This is a genomic window from Bradyrhizobium sp. CCBAU 051011, assembly GCF_009930815.1.
In the GTDB taxonomy this organism is placed as follows: Bacteria; Pseudomonadota; Alphaproteobacteria; order Rhizobiales; family Xanthobacteraceae; genus Bradyrhizobium.
This window is the reverse complement of record NZ_CP022222.1, coordinates 5,207,745-5,225,234: the sequence shown is the minus strand read 5'-3', so window position 1 is coordinate 5,225,234 and position 17,490 is coordinate 5,207,745. Positions and strand designations below refer to the sequence as shown.

16 protein-coding genes are annotated in these 17,490 nt (G+C 62.0%); 10 read left to right on the top strand and 6 right to left on the bottom strand.

Annotation, left to right across the window (positions count from 1 at the left end):
• Positions 1-84: 84 nt before the first annotated feature.
• From ACH79_RS24370 to ACH79_RS24345, 6 genes are all read left to right on the top strand, one after another.
• A complete protein-coding gene (locus ACH79_RS24370) occupies positions 85-1,443 on the top strand; it encodes a formimidoylglutamate deiminase (RefSeq protein WP_161853285.1) in 1,359 nt (452 codons plus the stop codon).
• Positions 1,440-2,183, top strand: coding sequence for a histidine utilization repressor (gene hutC, locus ACH79_RS24365; protein WP_161853284.1), 744 nt, complete (start codon positions 1,440-1,442; stop codon positions 2,181-2,183). The genes ACH79_RS24370 and hutC overlap by 4 nt, the downstream gene beginning before the upstream one ends.
• Positions 2,184-2,305: 122 nt before the next feature.
• Positions 2,306-3,250, top strand: coding sequence for an ABC transporter substrate-binding protein (locus ACH79_RS24360; RefSeq protein ID WP_161853283.1), 945 nt, complete (start codon positions 2,306-2,308; stop codon positions 3,248-3,250).
• A 91-nt stretch (positions 3,251-3,341) separates the two neighbouring features.
• Positions 3,342-4,115 carry an ABC transporter permease gene (locus ACH79_RS24355; protein ID WP_202639328.1) on the top strand — a complete coding sequence of 258 codons (774 nt, stop codon included), beginning with the start codon at positions 3,342-3,344 and terminating at the stop codon, positions 4,113-4,115.
• A complete protein-coding gene (locus ACH79_RS24350; RefSeq protein WP_161853281.1) occupies positions 4,112-4,897 on the top strand; it encodes an ABC transporter ATP-binding protein in 786 nt (261 codons plus the stop codon). The genes ACH79_RS24355 and ACH79_RS24350 overlap by 4 nt, the downstream gene beginning before the upstream one ends.
• A gap of 186 nt (positions 4,898-5,083) precedes the next feature.
• Positions 5,084-6,367 (top strand): cystathionine gamma-synthase family protein, encoded by a 1,284-nt coding sequence (locus ACH79_RS24345; protein WP_161853280.1) that lies wholly within the window; start codon positions 5,084-5,086, stop codon positions 6,365-6,367.
• A gap of 88 nt (positions 6,368-6,455) precedes the next feature.
• Here the strand turns inward: ACH79_RS24345 and ACH79_RS24340 are convergent, their stop codons facing one another.
• Complete coding sequence (locus ACH79_RS24340) at positions 6,456-8,177, bottom strand: methanol/ethanol family PQQ-dependent dehydrogenase (RefSeq protein ID WP_161853279.1); 1,722 nt, start codon at positions 8,175-8,177, stop codon at positions 6,456-6,458.
• Positions 8,178-8,248: 71 nt separating this feature from the next.
• Entirely contained in the window at positions 8,249-8,836 is a 588-nt protein-coding gene (locus tag ACH79_RS24335; RefSeq protein WP_246738090.1) for a ubiquinol-cytochrome c reductase iron-sulfur subunit, read from the bottom strand.
• A gap of 683 nt (positions 8,837-9,519) precedes the next feature.
• Between ACH79_RS24335 and ACH79_RS24330 the strand changes: the two genes are divergently transcribed.
• Genes ACH79_RS24330 through ACH79_RS24320 form a run of 3 tightly spaced genes read left to right on the top strand, consistent with a single transcriptional unit; the run spans position 9,520 to position 12,613 of the window.
• Positions 9,520-9,972: a (2Fe-2S)-binding protein gene (locus ACH79_RS24330; protein WP_161853277.1), complete on the top strand. Its 453-nt coding sequence runs from the start codon at positions 9,520-9,522 to the stop codon at positions 9,970-9,972.
• A 2-nt stretch (positions 9,973-9,974) separates the two neighbouring features.
• Positions 9,975-12,293: a xanthine dehydrogenase family protein molybdopterin-binding subunit gene (locus ACH79_RS24325; RefSeq protein WP_161853276.1), complete on the top strand. Its 2,319-nt coding sequence runs from the start codon at positions 9,975-9,977 to the stop codon at positions 12,291-12,293.
• A 56-nt stretch (positions 12,294-12,349) separates the two neighbouring features.
• The gene (locus ACH79_RS24320; RefSeq protein ID WP_161853275.1) at positions 12,350-12,613 is read left to right on the top strand and encodes a hypothetical protein; all 264 of its coding nucleotides are present in this window, start codon (positions 12,350-12,352) and stop codon (positions 12,611-12,613) included.
• A gap of 149 nt (positions 12,614-12,762) precedes the next feature.
• Here ACH79_RS24320 and ald read toward each other — a convergent pair whose 3' ends face one another.
• Positions 12,763-13,878, bottom strand: a complete 1,116-nt coding sequence (gene ald / locus ACH79_RS24315; protein WP_161853274.1) for an alanine dehydrogenase — start codon at positions 13,876-13,878, stop codon at positions 12,763-12,765.
• Positions 13,879-14,023: 145 nt separating this feature from the next.
• Here ald and ACH79_RS24310 point away from each other — a divergent pair, with 145 nt between their 5' ends.
• Positions 14,024-14,497, top strand: a complete 474-nt coding sequence (locus ACH79_RS24310) for an Lrp/AsnC family transcriptional regulator (RefSeq protein ID WP_161853273.1) — start codon at positions 14,024-14,026, stop codon at positions 14,495-14,497.
• 44 nt (positions 14,498-14,541) lie between these two features.
• Here ACH79_RS24310 and cbbX read toward each other — a convergent pair whose 3' ends face one another.
• From cbbX to ACH79_RS24295, 3 genes are all read right to left on the bottom strand, one after another.
• On the bottom strand, positions 14,542-15,450 hold the full coding sequence (gene cbbX / locus ACH79_RS24305; RefSeq protein ID WP_246738089.1) for a CbbX protein: 909 nt from the start codon (positions 15,448-15,450) through the stop codon (positions 14,542-14,544).
• A 132-nt stretch (positions 15,451-15,582) separates the two neighbouring features.
• Positions 15,583-16,002, bottom strand: coding sequence for a ribulose bisphosphate carboxylase small subunit (locus ACH79_RS24300; protein WP_161853271.1), 420 nt, complete (start codon positions 16,000-16,002; stop codon positions 15,583-15,585).
• A gap of 12 nt (positions 16,003-16,014) precedes the next feature.
• A complete protein-coding gene (locus tag ACH79_RS24295) occupies positions 16,015-17,475 on the bottom strand; it encodes a form I ribulose bisphosphate carboxylase large subunit (RefSeq protein ID WP_161856528.1) in 1,461 nt (486 codons plus the stop codon).
• Positions 17,476-17,490 lie beyond the last annotated feature (15 nt).

Sequence of the window (17,490 nt, the reverse complement as noted above, 5' to 3'; positions counted from 1 at the left end):
GTTCTCCTCCGCGGCAGGAGCTTGACGTATCGATATGTCTATACATAAAATCGTGCGGGTGTTCTGTCCAGCCGGTTTCGAAACATGTCGACACTGCATTTCGCATCAGCGCTGCTCCCCTCCGGGTGGGCCGATGACGTGCAGGTGGTGGTGACGGAACAGACCATCGCGAAGGTTACGGCCGGCGTTCCGCCGGGACCGCACGACGAACGCCACAGGCTGGCCATTCCGGGGATAGCGAGCCTGCACAGCCATGCGTTCCAGCGTGGCATGGCGGGGCTTGCCGAAACGCGCGGCGATTCTGCGGATACGTTCTGGACATGGCGCGAGACCATGTATCGCTTCGCGCTCGAGATGACGCCGGACGACACCGAAGCCGTCGCCACGCTGCTCTATGTCGAGATGCTCGAGCAAGGCTATACGCGCGTCGGCGAATTCCACTATCTCCACCATGACCACGACGGCGCGCCCTACGCCAATCCCGCCGAGATGGCGATGCGAATTGCGCGGGCGGCCGAAATCGCCGGCATCGGATTGACGCTGCTGCCGAGTTTTTACGCACACGGCTCATTCGGCGGGGCTGCGCCCCATGCCGGCCAGCGCCGATTCATCTGCTCGGTTGACCAGTTTACGAAGCTGATCGACGCGACGCGCATCGCCATTCGCGCGTTGCCCGGAGCCAATGTCGGCATTGCGCCGCACAGCCTGCGCGCCGTGACGCCGGACGAATTGGCGGCCGTGGCGCCACTGGCAGAAGGCGGACCGGTGCATATCCATGCCGCTGAACAGACAAAAGAAGTTGAGGACTGTATCGCCTGGTCGGGCCGGCGGCCGGTTGAGTGGCTGCTCGAACATGCACCCGTCGATCAGCGCTGGTGTCTCATCCATGCGACCCATATGACGGAGGCGGAAACCATCGCGCTCGCACGAAGCGGCGCGGTCGCCGGACTCTGCCCGGTCACCGAAGGCAGCCTTGGCGACGGCATTTTTCCGGCCCGCGAATTCCTCGGGGCCGGCGGCCGGTTCGGCATCGGTACGGACTCCAACGTGCTGGTCGGCGTCACCGACGAACTGCGTCAGCTTGAATATGGCCAGCGCTTGAAGCACGGCGAACGCAATATGCTGTCCAGCGGTCCCGGCCTGTCGACCGGCCGTGCGCTGTTCGAAGCAGCGCTCACCGGCGGCGCCCAGGCGCTCGCGCAGCCAACCGCCGGGCTTCAGGCAGGTGCGCGCGCGGACATCGTGACCCTCGATACCACCCAACCCTCGCTCGCCGGACGTCACGGAGACGCCGTCCTCGACGGCTGGATTTTTGCGACGAGCGCGGGCGCCGTCGACACGGTCTGGGCAGGCGGCGCCAAGGTCGTCGAGAATGGACGCCACAGGCTCCGCGAGAGCGCGCGGGACACGTTCAACACAACGGTCCGGAGGCTCGTGGCATGAGCCTCGCCACCGATCGCGGCAAACCCGTCGCAGCCGACAAGCCGACGCTGTACAAGCAGATCCGGATCGATATCGAGCGCCGCATCCTGACCGGAGAATGGCCGCCCGGTCACCGCATCCCGTTTGAGCACGAGCTGATGTCGCTCTATGGCTGCTCGCGCATGACGGTGAGCAAGGCGCTGTCGGAGCTCGCGCAAGCCGATCTTATCGAGCGGCGGCGCAAGGCCGGCAGCTTTGTCCGCCGGCCCACATTTCTGTCGGCGGTGCTCAAGATCTCCGACATCCGTGCGGAGATCGGCGCGCTCGGCCGCAGTTACGGCTATGAGCTGATCCAGTGCTCGCGACGCGCCGCAAATGCCGCCGACCGAGCCCGCCTCGGCGCAAGCAAAACCGGCAAGGTGATCGCGATTGCATGCCGTCACAGCGCCGACGACGTGCCGTTCGCCATCGAGGACAGGCTGATCGACCTCGACGCGGTGCCCGAAGCGGCCACGGCGGATTTTGCGACCGAGCCACCTGGCACGTGGCTGCTTCACCATGTGCCATGGACGGAAGCCGAACATTCGATCAGCGCCATCGTAGCTGACGAGCAAGCTGCGGCGGCATTGGACATCGCGATTGGCGCCCCCTGCCTCGTGATCGACCGGCACACCTGGCGCAGCGCCCGGCCGCTGACCGCCGTGCGCCTGCTCTATCCGGGCGAGTCCCATAAACTGGTTGCTCGCTTCAAAGGCGGCTGAGGGGGACAATGATGCACGCAAGATCTGGCACAGACTATGCAGCAGTTAGACGCAACGAGCTTCAATGCAAGAAACGTGAACAGACCAAGACACATCCAGGAACCAGCAAAAGGGATACAGCCATGCGTAGTTTTGGATTTTTCGCGGCAGCCGCCGCTCTCATAGTCACCGCACCGGCCGCCGCTCAGGACGTAAAGGTCGGCATCGGCATTTCCGGATGGACCGGCTTTGCGCCGCTCACGCTCGCAAACCAGGCCGGCATCTTCAAGAAGAACGGCCTCGACGTGACGATCAAGAAGATCCCGCAGAAGGATCGCCATCTTGCCATCGCCTCCGGCGACATCCAGTGCGCGGCGACCACGGTCGAGACATGGATATCCTGGAATGCCAATGGCGTCGCCACCAAGCAGATCTTCCAGCTCGACAAGAGCTACGGCGCCGACGGCATGGCAACGCGAAACGATATCGCAGCGATCAAGGATCTGAAGGGCAAGACGGTCGCCGCTTCCGCGCCCGGTACAGCGCCCTATTTCACGCTGGCCTGGATGCTCAAGAAGAACGGCCTTTCGGTCAAGGACGTGACCGTGGTGAACCTGGAGCCGGCTGCAGCCGCGCAGGCATTCGTGTCCGGCCAGAACGATGCAGCCATGACCTATGAGCCTTACCTCTCGACCGTGCGCGCCGCGCCGGAAAAGGGCAAGATCATCGCCACCACGCTCGACTACCCGATGATCATGGACACGTTCGGCTGCACGCCGAAATTCCTGACCGAGAATCCGAAAGCCGCGAAGGCGCTGGCCGACAGCTATTTCGAGGCCGTCGCCTTGATCGAGAAAGATCAGGCCAAGTCCTACGAGATCATGGGCTCCGATGTGAAGCAGTCCGGCGAACAGTTCGGCAATTCGGCAAAGTATCTGCGCTGGCAGGACAAGGCCGCGAACCAGAAGTTCTTCGCAGGCGAGTGGCAGGCCTTTACCAAGGAGGCTGCGGACTTGTTGCTTGAGATCGGCATCATCAAATCGGTTCCGAAGATCGACGACCTCGTTGACACGAGCTTCATCAAGTAGGTTCGGTCGGCGCCGCACTGGTCCTGCTTCCACAGATGTGGAAGCAGGACGTTCCGCGATCAGCGCACCGCTTTGAGGAATATGCCCTGTGATACGTCCTCTCGATCCTGTGACGTCGAAGCAACGCGCCGCCTATGGCCTGGCGTTCTTCATCCTGTTCGTTGCCGTGTGGGCATGGGCAACGTTTGGCGGCTACGTATCCAAAACGTTTCTCGCGAACCCACTGACCATGCTACAGGAAGGCTTTGAACTCCTGACCAAGCACGGCTTCCTGTTCGACATCGGCATGACGATCTGGCGGGTCGTCGGCGGCTTCGTACTGGCGGCCATCATAGCCGTTCCGCTCGGCGTCCTGATGGGCGCGTACAAGCCGATCGAAGCCTTCCTGGAGCCGTTCGTCTCGTTTGCCCGCTATTTGCCTGCCTCAGCCTTCATCCCGCTGTTGATCCTGTGGGCGGGTATTGGCGAACTGCAAAAGCTCCTGGTCATTTTCATCGGCTCGGTGTTCCAGATCATCCTGATGGTCACCGTGACGGTCGGCAACACCAGGCGCGACCTCGTTGAGGCCGCCTACACGCTCGGCGCCAGCGACCGCGGCATCATCAACCGGGTGCTGCTGCCCTCCTCTGCCCCCGAGGTCGCGGAAATCCTTCGACTCGTTCTCGGCTGGGCATGGACCTATGTCATCGTCGCCGAGTTGATCGGATCATCCTCGGGCATCGGCCACATGATCACCGACAGCCAGGCCCTGCTCAACACCGGTCAGATCATCTTCGGCATCATCGTCATCGGGCTGATCGGCCTGGTGTCGGACTTTCTGTTCAAGGCTTTCAACGCCTGGCTGTTCCCGTGGAAACTGGCATGACCGAACTCAGAATCGATCAGGTCGCCCGCACCTTCCCCGCGCGCCAGGGCCATGCGCCGACCCGTGCCCTGGAACCGATTGACCTCAACGTCGGCAACAATGACTTCGTCACCATCCTCGGCCCGTCGGGCTGCGGAAAATCGACGCTGCTGCGCATCATCGCCGGGCTCGACCGGCCGACCAGTGGCCGCGTCATTCTGGACGGACAGGGGGTCACGGGTCCTGGTGCGGATCGCGGCATGGTGTTTCAGTCCTACACGCTGTTTCCATGGCTGACCGTGCGCGAAAACATCGCGTTCGGCCTGCGCGAACGCGGGATTTCGGAAGCGGACCGCGAAAAAATCGCCGACGGCTTCATCCAGCGCGTCGGCCTGTCGGGCTTCGAGAATCATTGGCCGAAGCAACTCTCCGGCGGCATGCAGCAACGCACGGCGATCGCGCGGGCCCTTGCCAACGATCCAAAAATCCTGCTGCTCGACGAGCCGTTCGGCGCACTGGACAATCAAACCCGCGTGCTGATGCAGGAAATGTTGCTCGGCATCTGGGAACGCGACCAGAAGACCGTACTATTCGTCACCCATGATATCGAGGAAGCGATCTTCCTCGGCAGCCGCGTTATCGTCATGAGCGCCCGTCCCGGCCGCATCAAGGCGGAGATCGCGATCGATCTGCCGCACCCGCGATCCTACAAGATCAAGACCACGCCCGAATTCGTCAGCCTGAAGGAACGGCTCGTGGAAGAGATCCGCGCCGAGGCACTGAAGGTTGCGGTTCACGCCTGACGATCGCGCGCTTGCGAAATCTGCCCGGGATGCGGTGAAATCAGTTCCGAATTTTGCTACGCTGATCCCTGCTTGCGACGTTAGCTGGGGCCGTTGGATGCCGCCGCATCGATCGCTCCTGACCGCCTCGCCATTGCGAACCTCCAACGCAGTGCGACGCTCCGCATCCCCGACAGGGAGACAGCCATGGTGAAACCGTTTCCGTCGAAGACCCACATCGGCAACCACATGCTGCATCCGGAAACGTTGATGCTGAACTACGGCTACGATCCGCAACTGTCGGAAGGAGCCGTCAAGCCACCGGTCTTCCTGACCTCTACCTTCGTCTTCAGGACCGCCGAAGACGGACAGGATTTTTTCGATTTCGTCTCAGGCCGGCGCGAGCCTCCGGAGGGGATGGGCGCGGGTCTGGTTTACTCGCGTTTCAATCACCCCAACAGCGAGATTGTCGAGGACAGGCTCTCCGTCTACGAACGCGCCGAGAATTGCGCGCTGTTCTCTTCGGGCATGGCGGCGATCGCGACCACGATTCTTGCGTTCGTCCGCCCCGGTGACGTCATTCTGCACTCTCAGCCGCTCTATGGCGGAACGGAGACGCTGCTTGCGAAGACGCTTGCCGGTCTCTCGATCGGCGCCGTGGGCTTTGCCGACGGCCTCGACGAAACTGCGGTCAGGCTGGCGGCGGAGGATGCCATGCAGAAAGGCCGGGTTGCGATGATTTTCATCGAAACTCCGGCAAACCCCACCAATGGACTGGTCGATATCGCGATGATCCGCCGCGTCGCCGATATGATCGGGCAGACCCAGCGGCACACGCCGATCGTTGCGTGCGACAATACCTTGCTCGGGCCGGTGTTTCAGCGGCCGATCGAACACGGCGCTGATCTTTCGGTGTACTCGCTGACCAAATATGTCGGCGGTCATTCCGACCTGATCGCGGGCGCGGCGATCGGCTCAAAAGCCATCTTGAAGGATATCAAGGCACTGCGAAGCGCCATCGGCACCCAACTCGATCCGCACTCCTGCTGGATGATCGGCCGATCGCTCGAGACGCTGAGCCTGCGAATGGAAAAAGCAGACCGAAACGCGCGGCTCGTGGCGGATTACCTGCGCGAACACAACAAGGTGGCGAAGGTCCATTACCTTGCTCACCACGAACCGGACTCCGTCGCCGGCCGTCTGTTCGCGCGCCAATGCAGCGGCGCAGGTTCCACATTCTCGTTCGACATCGTCGGCGGCCAAGCCGCCGCTTCGAAATTCCTCAACGCGCTGCAGATCTTCAAGCTGGCGGTGAGCCTGGGCGGCACTGAATCGCTTGCCAGCCTGCCCGCAAGCATGACCCACTCCGGCGTTCCGGCCGACATTCGACAGAAAATCGGCGTTCTCGACTGCACGATCCGGCTGTCGATCGGCATCGAGCACCCGTCCGACCTGATCGCAGACCTCGCACAGGCTTTGAACGAGGCATAGCCGTCCGGCACGCGTGAGAGGACTGGATCGCGCCAGCGCCTCGCCACTGCCGCCGCAGCAGCCAGACGTCCGACGCGACCGCTCGCCGTCACTTCTTAACGGCGAACACCCAGACGACGCCGCCTTGCGGCACGTTATTCTCCAAGCCAGGGACCTTGCCCACCAATGCGTCCTGAATGCGCTGCGCGTCGACACCCCAACCCGACTGGACGGCGATATATTGCGTGCCGTCCACCTCATAGGCGATCGGCATGCCGACGATCCCGGAGTTGGTCTTTTGCTCCCAAAGCAGTTCACCGGTCTTGGCATGGAAGGCGCGGAACATCCGGTCATTGGTGCCGCCGACAAAGACGAGGTCGCCGGCGGTAGCGGTCACCGAACCGAACAGTTGTGACTTTGGGAAATTATGCGACCAGGCCTTCTTGCCCGTGGCCGGATCCCACGCCTGCAGTTCGCCAAAGTGGGTAGCGCCGGGACGGGGCGTCAAGCCGATATCCTCGGGCTTGGTCCCGAGCCAAAGCTTGCCGGCAACGAGCGGCACTTTCTCGCCGGTAAAGCCGCCGCAGAAATTCTCGTTGGCGGGAACGTAGACCAATCCGGTCTTCTGACTATATGCCGCCGACGGCCAATCCTTGCCGCCCCACAGGGACGGGCAGAATTCAACCCGCTTGCCAATTCCCGGCTTGTGGGCGGGATCCGCAATCGGCTTGCCGTTGGGATCGATACTCTTCCAGACGTTGGTATAAACGAAAGGCCAGCCGGCGACGTATTTGATGCCCTCCGGCTTGCGCTCGAGCACCCAGAAGATCGCGTTGCGTCCGGGATGAACCAAGCTCTTGATGGTGCGGCCGTCCCTTTGCAGGTCGATCAGCATGGGGGCGTCCACCTCGTCCCAGTCCCAGGAATCGTTTTGATGGTACTGGAAATATGATTTCATCTTGCCGCTGTCGGGATCGAGCGCGAGCACCGATGTCGAGTAGAGATTGTCGCCGGGGTGGGTTTCGCCTGGCCAGGGCGCGGCGTTGCCGGTGCCCCAGTAGACCGTTCTGGTGTCCACATCGTAGGTGCCTGTCATCCAGGCAGGTGCACCCCCGGTTTTCCAGTCGTCTCCGCTCCACGTGTCATGGCCGGGCTCGCCCGGGCCGGGTATGGTGAAGGTTCGCCAAAGCTCCTTGCCTGTGTTGGCATCGTAGGCAACGATATAACCGCGGATGCCGAATTCGCCGCCGGAACCGCCGACGATCACCTTGCCGTCGACGACCAGCGGCATCAGCGTCAAATACTGTCCCTTCTTGTAGTCCTGAACCTTGGTGTCCCAGACTACTTTGCCGGTCTTGGCATCGAGCGCGACCAGATGGTCGTCCGTCGTGGCGAGGTACAGCTTGTCCTCCCACAGTCCTACGCCGCGGTTGGTCGGGTGCAGTTGAAAGAGATCTTCGGGAAGCTGGCGTTTGTATCGCCAGTACTCATCGCCGGTCTTGGCGTTGAGCGCGATCACCTGTCCCTCCGGCGTTGAGACGAACATCACGCCATTGTTGATGATCGGCGGCGCCTGGTGTCCCTCGACCACACCGGTCGAGAATGTCCACGCTGGCGTCAGGTTTTTCACGTTCGAGGTGTTGATCTGGTCGAGCGGGCTGTATCCTTGGCCGTCATAAGTCCGGCGATAATGCATCCAGTTGCCGGGTTCGGGATTCTTGAGCCGTTCGGTGGTTACCGGGCTGTAATTCTCGATCGGGCCGGCGGCAGCGATCGAAACGAGGCATGTGGACGCAAGCAAACCCGACAAGATCCATTGCTTCAAGGCCATAGCGCAGCACTCCCCTTTTTGTTTTCCTCTCACGAATTCTGTTTTTGTCGTGGATCGACGGCTTCCCGCCGTCATCTGGCTTGCTGCGCACCTACCTTTCCAATGAATGTTGCGGCCACCGTCAGCGGACCGTCATCTGGCGCCAACGGAAGCGCCGGCAGACGCCGGGGCGCCGGTCCAAAGATGACTTGCGCGCTTTGCCGGGGGTCATATTCCGAATTATGGCAAACGCATTTGAACACGTCCTTGTCGCCGCCTGCCGCCTTTACCCATGCAGTGATCGGACAACCGGTGTGGACGCAGATTGCCGAATAGGCCACCACGCCGCCGGCGGCGCGTGAGCGCGTTTCTTCATCCAGCTCAGTCGGTTCCAGTTTTACGACGAGCACCTCGTTCAGGCGCGAGCCCTTGCGCACGACCGATGTCTTGGGATCCTTTGGCCAGGCCCGAACCGGCGGTCCACCAGCCTGCAAATCCTGCGGCTTGATCACCTCGCCCGCACGATCCCCTTCGGCGAAAACCAGAACGTCGCCCTTCTGGGGCCGCTCGTTGCTTCCAGGCAAATCTTCCTCGGCAATGGAGGGGCTGGATGACGCCAAGCAGGCCCCGGTCGCAAGAGCCGTCAGGATGAGTGCGCGCCGCGTTGGATCCTGACACATCGCTGTCGCAAGCTCCGTGTCTGTGCGTGTGATCGACGTTGTTGCCTGATCTGATTTGCACATCACTCAACCTGAAGGAGAGAGTCGGTCAAAAAAAAGGCGACAGACAGATTGCGCCTTGAGCAAACTTTTCTTCCGTCTGGTGACAGCGATTGCAACAAACGCCCGTAACAGTAAGCACCCTTCGCATTTCCTGAGATCGCCATTGCAGCTCGACGCCTCATGCGTATTTCGCAGAACAGCTCAGCCTTTGGCGATGTGCAGTGCGTTACGGGCCCGCAAGCGGCGCATCCCGGTGTCCGTTGCGCGCACGGTGCACGCCGATGCTGGCCGCACAACGTCGACGAGGCGATCTTCCATTTTGTCCCGACGGGAACATTCAAGTTTGACGCAATTGCGCATTGTTCGCCCTCACTGCGTCAGCGTCGCTTACCAAATGCAATTCTTTGGCGATGCCCCGCTTTCGCCAAACATGCGGAAGCAAAATGTAGAACGCCTTGTGGTAGTGATCGAGAAGCGCGGCCTACTGAACAACAGCCAATAATAACGATCAGGAGGATGGCTCACAGAAATCCCAGCCAGACAGCAAGGAATTTCGAAGCGACGGCGTCGAGCGGTCAGCAGGACTGTTATCGCGCACGTCGGAGCAACCATCAGCAGCTTATGAAGAGCGAGGATCGATCATGATTACTTTGAAGATTAACGGCCAGCAAAAGAACTGGGATGGCGATCCCGATCTTCCGCTACTCTGGTTCCTCCGCGACGAAGTCGGGCTGACGGGTACGAAATTCGGCTGCGGCCAGGCGCTTTGCGGCGCCTGTACCGTCATCGTCGACAAGCAGGCGGTACGCTCCTGCATCACGTCGGTCTCCGACGTGGTCGACCGGGAGGTCACAACGATCGAAGGTCTTCACCCCACAGGCGATCATGCAGTTCAGAAGGCCTGGCGCCAGCTCAATGTTCCGCAATGCGGCTTCTGCCAGGTCGGCCAGATCATGCAGGCGGCGGCCCTGTTGATGGAAAATCCAAAGCCCAATCACGACCAGATACGCGAAGCGATGTCGGGCAACATCTGCCGTTGCGGCACTTATCAACGCATCGAGAAGGCTGTGCATCTCGCATCGACGGGGGTGTGACCATGAATATGTCAACCAATCCCAACAAGCTCCGTGGCTTCGAACGGCACATCAAGGTCGACAACGTTTCACGCCGCAGTATCTTGAAGGGCCTCGGGCTGGCCGGCGGTTTTGTGCTCGCCGCTCCCGTGATGTCGCGCCCCGGCTTTGCTGCGTACCAGACCGGTGCGGACCAGATGCCGCACGGTACCGTGGTGAACCCGCGCGTTTTCGTTTCTATCGCATCCGACGGAACAGTGACGATCGTCGCGCACCGCGCCGAGATGGGAACGGGTGTCCGCACCAGCCTGCCGATGATCGTCGCCGAAGAAATGGAAGCCGACTGGTCGCGCGTTCGCGTCCAGCAGGCGCCTGGCGACGAGGTCAAGTTTGGCAACCAGGATACCGACGGATCGCGCAGCACGCGGCACTATCTGATGCCAATGCGCCAGATCGGCGCTTCCGCCCGCACGATGCTGGAAGCCGCCGCGGCGAAACGTTGGGGCGTGCCGGCGACCGAAGTGAAGGCGATCAATCACGAGGTCGTTCACAATGCGAGCGGACGCCGCATTGGCTTCGGCGAGCTAGCAGCCGATGCCGCCAGGGAGTCGGTGCCGAGTGTCGAAGGCTTGAGGCTCAAGGACCCGAAGGACTTCCGTTATCTCGGCAAGGGCGCGATCGGCATCGTCGACGGTCGCGACATCACGGTGGGCGCCGCTCGTTACGGCGCCGACGTCCGTTTGCCCGGCATGAAATACGCCGTCATTGCCCGGCCGCCGGTGACCGGCGGCAAGGTCGCGTCGTTCGACGGGGCGGAAGCGATGAAGGTTTCCGGCGTCGAGAAAGTCATGGAAGTCAAGGGCTGGCCGTGGCCATCCAAATTCCAGCCACTCGGCGGCGTTGCCGTGATCGCGCGGAACACCGGCGCGGCAATCAAGGGCCGCAACGCGTTGAAGGTCGTCTGGGACGATGGCGCCAACGGCAAATACGAGTCGGTCGCCTACCGCGCCGAGCTGGAGCAAGCCGCACGGAAACCCGGCCTGGTGGTACGCAAGGAGGGCGACGTGGAGGCCGCCTTGAAGGGCGCCGACAAGGTGATCGTCGGTGAGTACTACGTGCCGCATCATGCCCATGCCAGCATGGAACCGCCGGTCGCGGTCGCGGACGTCAAGGGCGACAAGGCGGAGATCTGGGCACCGGTGCAAAGCGCGGGCGGAACGCGCGAGGACGTCGCCAAGACGCTTGGCATTCCCCAGGAGAATGTCACCGTCAACGTCACGCTGCTCGGCGGCGGGTTCGGGCGCAAGTCGAAGTGCGATTTCGCCCTCGAGGCGGCACTGCTTTCAAAGGAGCTCGGCGCTCCCGTCAAGGTGCAATGGACGCGGGAAGACGACATTCGCAACTGCTTCCTGCACACCGTCTCGGTGGAACGCATCGAGGCCGGCCTCGACAAGAGCGGCAAGGTGACGGCCTGGCGGCATCGCAGCGTCGCGCCGACCATCGCCTCGACCTTTGAGGCTGGCGCGGTGCATCAGGCGCCGTTTGAGCTTGGCATGGGGCTTGTCGACATGCCCTTCGAGATCGCTAATGTGCAATGCGAGAATCCGGAAGCGGCCGCGCGGACCCGCATCGGCTGGTTCCGCTCGGTGTCGAATATCCCGCGCGCCTTTGCGGTGCAATCGATGGTGGGCGAACTCGCCCATGCCACCAACCGCGATCAAAAGGCCATGCTGCTGGAGCTGATCGGCTCTCCCCGGATCCTCAAGCTAGATTCCGTGAAGGACCTCTGGAACTATGGTGAGCCTTATGACAGCTATCCAATCGATACCGCGCGCCTTCGCAAGGTCGTCGAGCTGGTCGCGGACAAGGGCGGTTGGGGACGGTCCGTGCCCAAGGGCCACGGGCTCGGCATTGCCGCGCACCGCAGCTTCGTCAGCTACATCGCGACCATTGTCGAGGTAGCTTTCGACGACAAGGGCAAGCTCACCGTGCCCCGGGTGGATACCGCGATCGATTGCGGAACTCACGTCAATCCGGAGCGAATCCAGGCGCAGATGGAAGGCGCTGTAATCATGGGCATGAGCTTCGCCAAATATGGCGAGATCACTTTCAAGGACGGCAAGGTGCAACAGGGCAATTTCGACGATTTCCCGGTAATTCGGATCGACGAAGCCCCCGCTGTGACCAACGTCTATATCGCGCCTGCGGGCCCCGACACGCCGCCCAGCGGCGTTGGCGAGCCAGGACTGCCGCCCGTTGCGCCTGCGTTGATCAACGCGATCTTCGCCGCGACCGGCAAGCGCATTCGCGCGCTGCCGATCGGCAAGCAATTGGAGGTGTAGGGGGAACGTTTAGACCGGACGGGCCGTTTTCCTTGGTCTGAGAGGAGTTCAGGCCGATGAAACCCAGCTCAACGGCGCTCACGGTATCGCTACTGTCGGGCGTGCTTCTATTGAATGCTCAGGCGGCGACCGCTCAAACCACGTCGCCGCCGAGCGCAACCGCAACGCGGCCGGCAACGACACCGCCGGGGCAAACCTCCATGCCAAACGAAGCCCCGCCTGCCACGACAACCCAGACCACCGGCGAAGCCAGTCGCGATCCAGTGGTGAAGAAAATGAACGAAGACGAAAAGCAGAAGGTCGATACCAAAGGCAAGTAGCCGCGGCACTTGTAGCGAAGAGCAATAAGGAGGCGGCCATGCATTCGTTGGCCGCCTTTTTTCTCATCTCTGGTCAATACCGGGTCGGCGCAAAACGATTGTTCATCAAAGACAATCGCGCGGGGTGCTCAAGGCTCGACCGCCGGACTTCACGCCGCCAGAATTTTCTCGGGCGTCTCCGCGGGCAAATTCTGGCTGTCGGCGACCGCACGGTTGGTGATCTGCCCGCGATGCACGTTGAGCCCGGCGCGCAGATGCGGATCCTCGATCAGCGCGCGGATACCCTTCCCGGCCAGCGCAAGGCCTAACGGCAGCGTGGCATTATTGAGCGCGTGGCTCGACGTCACCGGCACGGCACCGGGCATGTTGGCGACGCAATAATGCACGATCTCGTCGACCAGATAGGTCGGCGCCTGATGGGTCGTCGGCCGCGACGTCTCGAAGCAACCCCCTTGGTCGATCGCGACATCGACCAGCACGGCGCGGCGCTTCATGCGGGCGAGATGCGCGCGAGAGACGAGTTTCGGCGCGCTGGCGCCCGGCACCAGCACCGCGCCAATGACGACGTCGGCGCCGATGCTCTCCTCCTCGATCGCTTCCTGCGTCGCATAGCGCGTGCGAACGCGACCGAGGAACATCTCGTCAAGGACGCGAAGCCGCGGCAGAGAGCGGTCAAGGATGACGACATCGGCGCCCAGGCCTGCCGCCATCCTGGCGGCATGCGTACCAACCACGCCACCGCCGATCACGGCGATCCGGCTCGGCGCGACGCCGGGCACGCCGCCGATCAGCTTGCCCATGCCATCAGCCGGTTTTCGCAAGGCGGCGCCTGCCGCCTCGATCGCCAGCCGTCCCGCCACCTCGCTCATCGGCGCCAGCAGCGGGAGCCCGCCATGGGCATCCGTCACCGTCTCGTAGGCGATCGCCGTGCAGCCGGACGCGAGAAGCCCCTTCGTCTGCGCGGTATCCGGCGCAAGGTGCAGATAGGTAAAGAGGATCTGGTTCTCGCGAAGCTGGCGCCATTCCGTCGGCTGCGGTTCCTTGACCTTGACCACCATGTCGGCGGTCGCGAAGATCTCGGCTGCCGTGTCCACGACCGCTGCGCCGGCCGAACGATAGATATCGTCGCTGGCGCCGATGCCGAGCCCGGCGCCTTGCTCGACGATCACGTGGTGTCCATGCGCCACATATTCCCGCACCGACGCCGGCGTGAGCCCAACGCGATATTCCTCGACCTTGATTTCCCTGGGCACACCGATTCGCATGGCGCTGCTCCTGCATTGGAGGCTGCTTTCCTGTGCCAGAAAAACTACCTCTGAACGGGCAACGCTTCTCTGCGAATTACGGCTTGCCGGCATCCATTTGTGCAGATATTCTTCTCTTTGCTGATAAAAATTAGAGAATAACGGCGTGACAGGGCTAGATCGTATTGATCTTCGGATTCTGGCTGAGCTGCTCTCCGATGCGAGGGCAAGCCAGATCGAACTCGCCGAAAAGGTCGGGCTGTCGCCGACCGCTTGCGCGCGTCGCATTCGTCAGCTCGAGGAAGCCGGCATCATTCGCGGCTATCGGGCCGATCTCGAACCGACTGCGCTCGGACTCGTCACGACGGTTGTCGTCACCATTACGCTGGAAAAACAGAGTGAGGATTATCTCGCCGCGTTCGAAGCGGCGATTGCCCGCTGTCCCGACGTGGTGTCCTGCCACCTGATGTCGGGCAGCGATGACTACCATCTGCAGGTGATCGCGCGCGACATTGCCGACTTCGAGCGCATCCACAAACAGCACCTTTCGCGGATGCCCGGCGTCGCGCGCATCCATTCGAGCTTTGCGATGCGCGAAGTGGTTCGCAGGGCGATCCCTGAAACGGCATTACAGCGTTAGCTTCGTTGATCGCAGTCGTCTATCCGGCGCCGAGAAGGCACGCGCTAATTCGCTTCGGCGGATTTTTCTCCCTTCCTGAACACGCGACTCGCCAGCACGTCCGACGCCTCAATCGACCTGATGTCGTCTACCGTCAGGACATGGTCGAGATCGGCGATCAGACGATTGGCCTGGCGCAGCCGCAGACGATCCAGGGCATTTCGGATCGAGCGTGCGTTGGAGAACAGCGGCTGGTTCTTGCGCAATGCGATGTAGCGAACGAACTCCGCCCGCGCCTCCGGCGTGAACTTGTAATTCATCTCCCGCAGCATCAGTTCCGCGATGTCGATCAGCTCATCGTCGAAATAATCGGGAAAGTCGATGTGGTGCGCGATGCGTGAACGGAAGCCGGGATTGCTGGCGAAGAACTTGTCCATGCGGTCGCCGTAGCCGGCAAGGATCACCACCAGATCGTCACGTTGCGATTCCATCACCTGCAGCAGGATCTCGATCGCCTCCTGGCCGTAGTCGCGCTCGTTGTCCGGCCGGTACAGGTAATAAGCTTCGTCGATGAACAGCACGCCGCCCATTGCCTTCTTCAGTATCTCCTTGGTCTTCGGCGCGGTGTGACCGATATATTGTCCGACCAGCTCGTCACGCGTCACCGACACCACCTGGCCGCGACGGATATAGCCGAGCCTGTGCAGGATATCGGCGATCCGCAGCGCCACCGTGGTCTTTCCGGTGCCGGGATTCCCCGTAAACGACATGTGCAGCGTCGGTGCTTCCGACGTCAGTCCCATGCGCTTGCGGATGCGCTCGATCAGCAGCAGCGACGCGATCTCGCGGATTCGCGTCTTGACCGGCTTCAAGCCGATCAGCTCGCGATCGAGCTGCGTCAGGATTTCCTCGATGCCGACGGCCTCGAGCTCCTCCCGAAGGCTTACCCTGTCCGTGGTTGTTGGCACATCCATATCCATCTGCCGAACCTCAGCGCGCATTCCTGAGAAACAAAAAACCTCCGTCGCCGCTTGCACAGCGACGGAGCAGTTCCGGCGAACGCAGCAACGATCAGGGAGAACTCGTCCGCCGGCCCGAGGAGTTGTTTACCCGTAGCGCCGGCCCTCCGGGCGGTCGGCGGCATAGGATGTCGTCGTGTACCTGATGTTGCGGCCGGCCATCTCGTGGCGTTCGAGGCGGAAGCCGGGCTCATCCTTCGGCCGGTTGACGATGAACGACAGCCGCAGCGACTCCCAGCCATGGCTGGAATCGTAGGCCGACATCCGGATGTAGCGATCGCCATAGACCTTGCGGCACTCGTTGAGTTCCATCAGCACGCCCGCGGCATCGGGCAGGTCGAACATCGGCAGGCCCCACATCTCCCAAAAATTATTGCGCGGGTGCGGATCGTCGGTGAATTCGATGTTCACCGCCCATCCCTTGCCGAGGCAATACTGCACCTGCCGGGTGATCTGCTCATCGGTAAGATCAGGCAGAAACGAAAAACATCCCTGAGTGATACGCATGATCTTCTCTCCTTACATCGCGACGCTGGCGGTCGGCACATAGTCCGGCATGTCTGTTGATTCGTAGTTGAAGGTGACGTCCTTCCAGACTTCGAGCGCGGCCTTTAGCGGCGTACAGGTCGCCGCTGCCTTGGCGAGAATCTCGGGTCCCTCGTGCAGGTAGTCGCGGCCCTCGTTGCGCGCGAGGATCATCGCTTCCAGCGCCACCCGGTTGGCGGTGGCGCCGGCCTGGATGCCCATCGGATGACCGATGGTGCCGCCGCCGAACTGCAGCACCACGTCCTCGCCGAGATGGTCCAGCAACTGGTGCATCTGGCCGGCATGAATGCCGCCCGACGCCACCGGCATCATCTTGTTGAGGCTCGCCCAATGCTGGTCGAAGAACACGCCATGTTCGAGCCGCGCTGGGTTATAGTCCTCGCGGCAGATGTCGTAATAGCCGCGGGTGGTCGCGGGATCTCCTTCCAGCTTGCCGACCACCGTGCCGGCATGAATGTGATCGACACCCGCGAGCCGCATCCATTTCGCGATAACACGGAACGAGACACCGTGGCTGCGCTGCCTCGTATAGGTGGAATGCCCTGCCCGGTGCAGATGCAGGATCATATCGTTGCGCCGCGCCCACTTGGCCATCGACTGGATCGCGGTGTAGCCGATCACCAGGTCGATCATGATAATGACCGATCCGAGCTCCTTGGCGAACTCGGCGCGCTCGTACATGTCCTCCATGGTGCCGGCGGTGACGTTGAGATAGGTGCCCTTGATCTCGCCGGATGCTGCCTGCGCCTTGTTGACGGCCTCCATGCAGTACAGAAACCGCTCGCGCCAGTGCATGAATGGCTGTGAGTTGATGTTCTCGTCGTCCTTGGTGAAGTCGAGACCGCCTTTCAGCGCCTCGTAGACCACGCGTCCATAGTTGCGCCCCGAGAGGCCAAGTTTCGGCTTCACGGTGGCGCCCAGCAGCGGACGGCCGAACTTATCCATGCGCTCGCGCTCCACGACGATGCCGGTCGCCGGCCCCTGGAATGTCTTGACGTAGGCCACCGGTAACCGCATGTCCTCCAGCCGCAGCGCCTTTAGCGGCTTGAAGCCGAACACGTTGCCGATGATCGAGGCCGACAAATTGGCGATCGATCCGGGCTCGAACAGGTCGAGATCGTAGGCGATGTAGGCAAAATACTGTCCCGGCGCATTCGGCACGGGGTCGACGCGGTAGCATTTTGCGCGATATTTCTCCGCTGCCGTCAGCCGGTCGGTCCACACCACGGTCCAGGTCGCGGTCGAGGATTCGCCGGCGACCGCCGCCGACGCCTCGATCGGATCGACCCCGTCCTGCGGCGTGACGCGGAACAGCGCGATGATATCGGTGTCCTTGGGCTGGTAGTCAGGCTCCCAATAGCCCATCTTCTTGTATTCGAGGACGCCGGATTTGTAGCGATCCTTGCCGCGGATAGTCATCGAGTGCATGTTCATATCGGCCTCCTTGGC

Bases quoted from the DNA above. Each gene is read 5' to 3' on its own strand.
- ACH79_RS24370 (WP_161853285.1), top strand. From the start codon at position 85: ATGTCGACACTGCATTTCGCATCAGCGCTGCTCCCCTCCGGGTGGGCC.
- hutC (WP_161853284.1), top strand. From the start codon at position 1,440: ATGAGCCTCGCCACCGATCGCGGCAAACCCGTCGCAGCCGACAAGCCG.
- ACH79_RS24360 (WP_161853283.1), top strand. From the start codon at position 2,306: ATGCGTAGTTTTGGATTTTTCGCGGCAGCCGCCGCTCTCATAGTCACC.
- ACH79_RS24350 (WP_161853281.1), top strand. From the start codon at position 4,112: ATGACCGAACTCAGAATCGATCAGGTCGCCCGCACCTTCCCCGCGCGC.
- ACH79_RS24345 (WP_161853280.1), top strand. From the start codon at position 5,084: ATGGTGAAACCGTTTCCGTCGAAGACCCACATCGGCAACCACATGCTG.
- ACH79_RS24340 (WP_161853279.1), bottom strand. From the start codon at position 8,177: ATGGCCTTGAAGCAATGGATCTTGTCGGGTTTGCTTGCGTCCACATGC.
- ACH79_RS24335 (WP_246738090.1), bottom strand. From the start codon at position 8,836: ATGTGTCAGGATCCAACGCGGCGCGCACTCATCCTGACGGCTCTTGCG.
- ACH79_RS24330 (WP_161853277.1), top strand. From the start codon at position 9,520: ATGATTACTTTGAAGATTAACGGCCAGCAAAAGAACTGGGATGGCGAT.
- ACH79_RS24325 (WP_161853276.1), top strand. From the start codon at position 9,975: ATGAATATGTCAACCAATCCCAACAAGCTCCGTGGCTTCGAACGGCAC.
- ACH79_RS24320 (WP_161853275.1), top strand. From the start codon at position 12,350: ATGAAACCCAGCTCAACGGCGCTCACGGTATCGCTACTGTCGGGCGTG.
- ald (WP_161853274.1), bottom strand. From the start codon at position 13,878: ATGCGAATCGGTGTGCCCAGGGAAATCAAGGTCGAGGAATATCGCGTT.
- cbbX (WP_246738089.1), bottom strand. From the start codon at position 15,450: ATGGATGTGCCAACAACCACGGACAGGGTAAGCCTTCGGGAGGAGCTC.
- ACH79_RS24300 (WP_161853271.1), bottom strand. From the start codon at position 16,002: ATGCGTATCACTCAGGGATGTTTTTCGTTTCTGCCTGATCTTACCGAT.
- ACH79_RS24295 (WP_161856528.1), bottom strand. From the start codon at position 17,475: ATGAACATGCACTCGATGACTATCCGCGGCAAGGATCGCTACAAATCC.